Source organism: Campylobacter sp. 107 (assembly GCF_002383835.1).
Lineage (GTDB): Bacteria > Campylobacterota > Campylobacteria > Campylobacterales > Campylobacteraceae > Campylobacter_D > Campylobacter_D jejuni.
In genome coordinates this window covers 182,909-189,066 of sequence record NZ_NXBA01000081.1, presented here as the reverse complement: position 1 = coordinate 189,066, position 6,158 = coordinate 182,909, and the positions used below count along the sequence as shown (strand labels likewise).

The following is a 6,158-nucleotide window of genomic DNA, read 5'->3' as shown; positions in this document are numbered from 1 at the left end:
GTTAAAGAATCAGTTCAAACCGTATCAGTTGTAGAAAATGGTAATCTAACAGCAAGAATTACTGCTAATCCTAGAAATCCTCAGTTAATAGAATTAAAAAATGTCTTAAATAGACTATTAGATGTTTTACAAGCTAGAGTAGGTTCTGATATGAATGCTATTCATAAAATTTTTGAAGAATACAAAAGCTTAGACTTTAGAAATAAATTAGAAAATGCTAGCGGTAGTGTAGAATTAACTACTAATGCTTTAGGTGATGAAATAGTTAAAATGCTAAAACAAAGTTCAGACTTTGCTAATGCTTTAGCTAATGAAAGTGGAAAATTACAAACTGCTGTTCAAAGCTTAACCACTTCTTCAAATTCTCAAGCTCAATCTTTAGAAGAAACTGCAGCAGCTTTAGAAGAGATCACTTCTTCTATGCAAAATGTTTCAGTTAAAACTAGTGATGTTATCACTCAATCTGAAGAGATTAAAAATGTTACAGGTATTATAGGTGATATTGCAGATCAAATCAATCTTTTAGCTTTAAATGCAGCTATTGAAGCAGCTCGTGCTGGAGAACATGGTAGAGGCTTTGCAGTGGTAGCTGATGAAGTTAGAAAGTTAGCTGAAAGAACTCAAAAGTCTTTATCAGAAATTGAAGCTAATACTAATTTACTTGTTCAATCTATCAATGATATGGCAGAAAGTATTAAAGAACAAACTGCAGGTATCACTCAAATCAATGATAGTGTAGCTCAAATTGATCAAACTACTAAAGATAATGTTGAAATTGCTAATGAATCAGCTATTATTTCTAGTACAGTAAGTAATATAGCTAATAATATCTTAGAAGATGTTAAGAAGAAAAGGTTTTAACCTTAGATAACTAGCCAAAAAGCTAGTTATCTCTAAATTTACTTATTGATTTAAAATTTGATTTTTACTCTTACATAAATTCTGCCAATTTGAAGCACTTTTGATTTCAAGACATTGTTTTAAACTTTCTTTTTCAGCTTGTACATTTTGCATTCTTTCATAAGTTAAGGCTTGGATATATAAAGCTCTTGCTCTATCTTCATCTGAAAGTTTTAATTTAAGTAAATCTGTTAAAACAGCTAAACTTTCTTCATTTTTATTAATTTTAGTCAAAGCATCAAGATACATAAATTCTAAATTAGGACTAAAAAGATTTATACCTTTAAAATTTTGATAGTCAATGGCCTTAGGTGCGTAAGTTAAAATAGTTGTTTGCATATTATGATCATTAGCGTAAGAAAGTAAAGCATCATAAGCTTCCACCATACTAAAATTCATTGGAAAACTTTCTAAAATTTGCAAAATTTTAATGGCTTGATTATAGTCATTTAAACGCAATAAAGATAAAAATTGCAAATAATAAGCCTTAAAATTCTCATCATCACTTTTTAAAATTCTAGAATTAGCTATGTCTTTAGAAATTTTAATCACCTGAGGATATTGTTTATTGTCAAAAAGAATAGATGCTTTTTGAAGACCATAAAATATAGAATCTTCATTATAATTTTTATCTATATAATCAAGTGCTTGTTCAACATTAGAAGTTCTGATAAGACAAGCTAACATTTGTTTTTTATTCTCAATTTTCTGACCTATATCATAAGCACTAAAACGCATAAAAATATTTGCAGCATTGATACAATTATCAGCTTTTATGGCATTTTTTAAATCATTAATGGCTGCTTTCTCTAAAAATTGAGTAGCATTTGGAATTTTTTTACTTTCTATAAGATCTTTATAAGCTAAAATAGCACTAAAATTTCCCTCTTTATAATAAAGTGCAACATCTTCATCTAAAGCTTTATTTGCAATATTCTCATCTTTATTTGCATATTGCTTCATTAAATCTGTATAACGCTGATGCAAAAAGCTTGCATTATTATCACCTAAAGCAAAGAATACCTCATCACTTGCTTTTTTAATTTCATCTAAATACTTACCATCTAAAAAATCATCCATATACAAATCAAGGTATTTTTTAGCATCACTAGATCTGTTAGTATGTGATAAAACCAAGGCTAAATCTTTTAAAGTTTCTTCATAACTTGGATCAAGTTTGGACATTTTAGCAAAGGCATCTTCATAAATACTTGCACTTATATCAAATTGTCCTTTTTGATTAAATAATTTAGCAAGTTCTAAAGATCTTGGAATATCTTTTCCAAAATATTCAGGATTGGCTTTTAAAATGGTATTAATATACTCTATAGCTTTATTTACCTGCTCATTTAAAAGCAAATTCTTTGCCAAACTCATAGCTGCTCTTGCAGCTAAATCTAAATTTTTTGTATTAAAATAAGTGTTTTCATAAATATTTACAGCTTTTTCTTTTTCATTTAAATTATAAATATAGTCTGCATAATCAAGTTTTGATAACTGAGTAAAATAATTATTAGGTTGTTCATTATCCAAAATCGACATTGTATATTCTACATCAGCACGCTGAGCTAAAGCAATATAAGTTCTTAACATTATATGTAAAACTTCTGAAAAATTTTTATCACTTGTAAAAGTACGCGTCCAATTTTTAGCGTCATCAATCATCTTTTCTAAAATTTGTTGATCACGCATGCTTGGATCTTGGGTGTAAAGTTTATTTTGAGCTCTTAATTTATATAGTATAAATTCACTAGTAAAAATACTGCCACGATATCTATTGATAGCATTTTGTGCATCAATCACCACTTGATTGTAATTAGCCTTATCGTATTCTTTTTTGATGCGTAAGTAAGTATTGATATCTGCACTTTGAGGAATGACAACAGGATCAGAATTTAAATCTAAAGCTCCAACATAAGGCAAGCTCTCATGTGGAAAATTGATATTAAAATCAAGTCCATCATAGTCTTTAACGCGTACTAGTTCTGGTGTAAAAATAAAAGTAAAAGCCTTACTTTTATGCGAACTTGATGAACTGAGTTCTTTATCTATATAAATATTTTGAGAAGTGTCAAACATTCTTGCTTGTATTTTTGGTAAAATGATCATTTTAATTTTTTGAGCTTCTTGTATAAATTTTAAATCAAAAGCAGAAAAACTCTGATCTTTTAATTTATTATCAACCATACCTGCAATATCACATTCAAAATGAACTTTTGCTTCGGTAATAAATTTTTGACATGTAAATTCTAAATCATTACTCGCATGTAAAACTGCAAAAGCTTGATTATTTTCGCGCCCAGTGTTTAAAACAAGCTCAAAAGCAAAAGCATTTAAAAAACTTAATAAAATTAAAAATAATATTCTCATAAAAATAATTATAGCAAAACTCTTATAACATTAACAATATAGCAAAAGTGCTTACACAAACACAAAAAGCTAAAATAAAATTTTGCATAAAACTAAACTTAATATTATGAACCCTATCATTTTTCATAAATAAAGCATGAATTAAAATCTTTAAATACGCATAAAGCATAATAACAGAAGATAAAGCCACAAAAAGCGCCAAATACCAATATCCATTTAAAATTGCTGTATTTAAAATCATAAATTTACCCCAAAATACTCCAAAAGGCGGGATACCTGCTAAAGAAAGCACACTAATGCTTAAACAAAAAGCAATTAAAGGTTTTTTAACCAAAAGCCCATTTAAACTCTCATAAGAATTATTCTCATAATTGCTTAAAATCATAAATACAACATAATTTGCAAAAGCAAATAAAGTCCAATATCCAAAAATAGCAAGCAAAATTCCATCAAAATTTTGTTCTTTTAATAAAGGAATGCAAGCTATCAAAACCAAAGAAGAATGCACTACAGAACTATAAGCAAACATTTTTTTGATATTGTTTTGACTTAGAGCTGCAAAAGCGCCTATAAGCATAGAAAAAATCGCTAGAACTATTATGATATATTCAAAACCTGTATTATTTAAAAAATCAAACAAACGAATAACCACAACCAACATGGCAACTTTTGGCACAACTGAAATAAAAGCAACCAAATTTGTATGTGCTGCATAATACACATCTTTAAGCCAAAAATGAAAAGGTGCCAAAGAAAGCTTGATTGCACAAAGAACAAAAATCATCACTCCAGCACCCAAAAGCATGGGATCTTTTTGAAACTCATTTTTTAACGCTAAATTAGCAGATAAATCTAAAGTTCCTGTTTTTAAATAAATAAAAGCTACAGCCATAACAAAAAACCCAGCTCCTACAGCCGCTATACTAAAGTATTTTATCGCACTTGAAATAGCATTATCACTTCCACGCATTGCTATTAAAGTATAAAGCGCCAAAGAAGAACTTTCAAGTCCTATAAAAATAAGTACTAAATTTGAGCTTGAAACCATCAAAAGCAAAGATGCAATCATAAATAAAAATAAAGCATAAAATTCACCTTGATTTTCTTCTTTTTGCATTAAAAGATATAAAAATGAAAAACACAAAATTACCAAAGAAGCATAAAATGAAACAATATCATTATTCAAAGTAGCTAAAAAAGCTTTTGCATCTAAACCTTGAGCATTTGCATTATTTAAAATCAAAAAAGCACTTACAATCAAAGACAAAGAACTTATGCCGATATAAAACGATCGATGAAATTTCCAAAAACCAGAGCAAAGCAAAAGAACTATTGCAGTTGTAATTAAAAATAAAAATGGATAAGATAAGCTTATATTTAAAAGTTCTAAATTTAAAAAATTATTTAACATTTGCCTCTCCTATTTTAGATAAAAAATCTAAAGTATTTTGCTCAACAGCCCTAATATTCATTGTTTTTATAAGATTATCCACATCTTTTTGTATCGGCTTTAAAAGTATATTTGGCATAAGCCCTAGTCCAAAAATCATTACTACAATGCACACAAGCGCTACTATTTCTCTAAAGCGTAAAGAAAAACCCTCTATAAAGCTTTGTTTTTGCATGAAAAATATTTTTCTAAATACTGCGAACATATAAATCGCTCCTAAAATAATCACCAAACCTGCCAACAAAGCGTAAAATAAATTAATCTTTGCTATACCTAAAAGAATTAAAAACTCTCCCACAAAAGAAACAGTTAAAGGCAAAGAAACACTCGCAAGTAAAATGAGCATAAAGAAAATTGAAAATAAAGGTGCTTTTTTGGCTAAAGAATGGTAAAAAGAAATATCATAAGTATGATATCTTTGGTATAAAAGTTCAACCATTAAAAATAAAGCTCCCGTTACAATACCATGTGCAAACATATAAAAAACCGCACCACTAATACCCAAAGCATTTAAAGAAAAAATTCCCAAAATCATCACACCAAGATGTGAAATAGAACTATAAGCAATCAATTCTTTAATATTTTCTGCTCTATAAGCAATTAAAGCATTATAAACGATACTTACTATACATAAAGCTACAATTAAAGGCATAAAATACACACTCGCATCTGGAAAAAGTGGTAAACAAAAAAGTAAAAATCCAAAAGGAGCCATTTTAAAAACTACAAGCATTACAGAAACAAGTACAGGCGAATTTGCATAAACCTTAGGTGCCCAAGTATGAAGTGGAAATAAAGGAGCTTTGATAGCAAAAGCGATAAAAAATGCTCCAAAAAGTAAAAGTTGCTCTGTAAAATTTACTGCTGAGGCATTATTTTTCCAAATTTCCAAGTCAAAAGTGAAGATATTTAAAAGCTGATAATTTAAATAAGCTTGATAAATCAATGCTACAAGCATTAAAATTGAACCCGCAAAAGCATAGATAAAAAATTTCACCCCTGCTCTAAAATCTTTACCATAAACTCCCATAATATAAAGCAAAGGCAAAAGAGAAAATTCCCAAAAAACATAAAACAACAAACCATCTTTTGCACTAAAAAGTCCCATAATAGCAAATTCTAAAAAGAATATACAAGATACAAGTGCTTTTTGTTCCAGCTTTAAAAATAAAAAGCTTAAAAATATCATCAAAGAACTTAAAAGCATCAATACAAGTGAGATACTGTCTACTCCTACGTGAAAGCTAAAAAATTTCAAAATTTTAAAAGAGAGATTATAATCAAAGCTTGCCCCTTGTAAAAAATCCGCAAAAATATCCAAATTTAAAGCCAAAATCATAAAACTTACAACAACGCTAAAAACCTTAACACCCCCACGATTTAAAAGCAAAACCACAAAAGCAGAAATTAAAGGAAAAAATATCAAATAATTTAGCAT

The 6,158-nt window shown here is 28.4% G+C and carries 4 protein-coding genes; 1 reads left to right on the top strand and 3 read right to left on the bottom strand.

The window, feature by feature from the left end:
- Nucleotides 1–861, top strand: an 861-nt coding sequence (locus tag BGS40_RS08965) for a methyl-accepting chemotaxis protein (protein ID WP_257841732.1), incomplete at its 5' end; no start/stop codon positions are given.
- Nucleotides 862–903: 42 nt separating this feature from the next.
- Here BGS40_RS08965 and BGS40_RS08960 read toward each other — a convergent pair.
- Genes BGS40_RS08960 through BGS40_RS08950 form a run of 3 tightly spaced genes read right to left on the bottom strand, consistent with a single transcriptional unit; the run spans nt 904 to nt 6,158 of the window.
- On the bottom strand, nt 904–3,270 hold the full coding sequence (locus BGS40_RS08960) for a DUF7494 domain-containing protein (protein WP_087691723.1): 2,367 nt from the start codon (nt 3,268–3,270) through the stop codon (nt 904–906).
- Nucleotides 3,271–3,292: 22 nt separating this feature from the next.
- Nucleotides 3,293–4,681, bottom strand: a complete 1,389-nt coding sequence (locus BGS40_RS08955) for an NADH-quinone oxidoreductase subunit N (RefSeq protein WP_096738638.1) — start codon at nt 4,679–4,681, stop codon at nt 3,293–3,295.
- Nucleotides 4,671–6,158, bottom strand: a complete 1,488-nt coding sequence (locus tag BGS40_RS08950) for an NADH-quinone oxidoreductase subunit M (protein ID WP_096738637.1) — start codon at nt 6,156–6,158, stop codon at nt 4,671–4,673. The genes BGS40_RS08955 and BGS40_RS08950 overlap by 11 nt, the downstream gene beginning before the upstream one ends.

Bases quoted from the DNA above. Each gene is read 5' to 3' on its own strand.
- BGS40_RS08955 (WP_096738638.1), bottom strand. From the start codon at position 4,681: ATGTTAAATAATTTTTTAAATTTAGAACTTTTAAATATAAGCTTATCT.
- BGS40_RS08950 (WP_096738637.1), bottom strand. From the start codon at position 6,158: ATGCTAAATTATTTGATATTTTTTCCTTTAATTTCTGCTTTTGTGGTT.
- BGS40_RS08960 (WP_087691723.1), bottom strand. From the start codon at position 3,270: ATGAGAATATTATTTTTAATTTTATTAAGTTTTTTAAATGCTTTTGCT.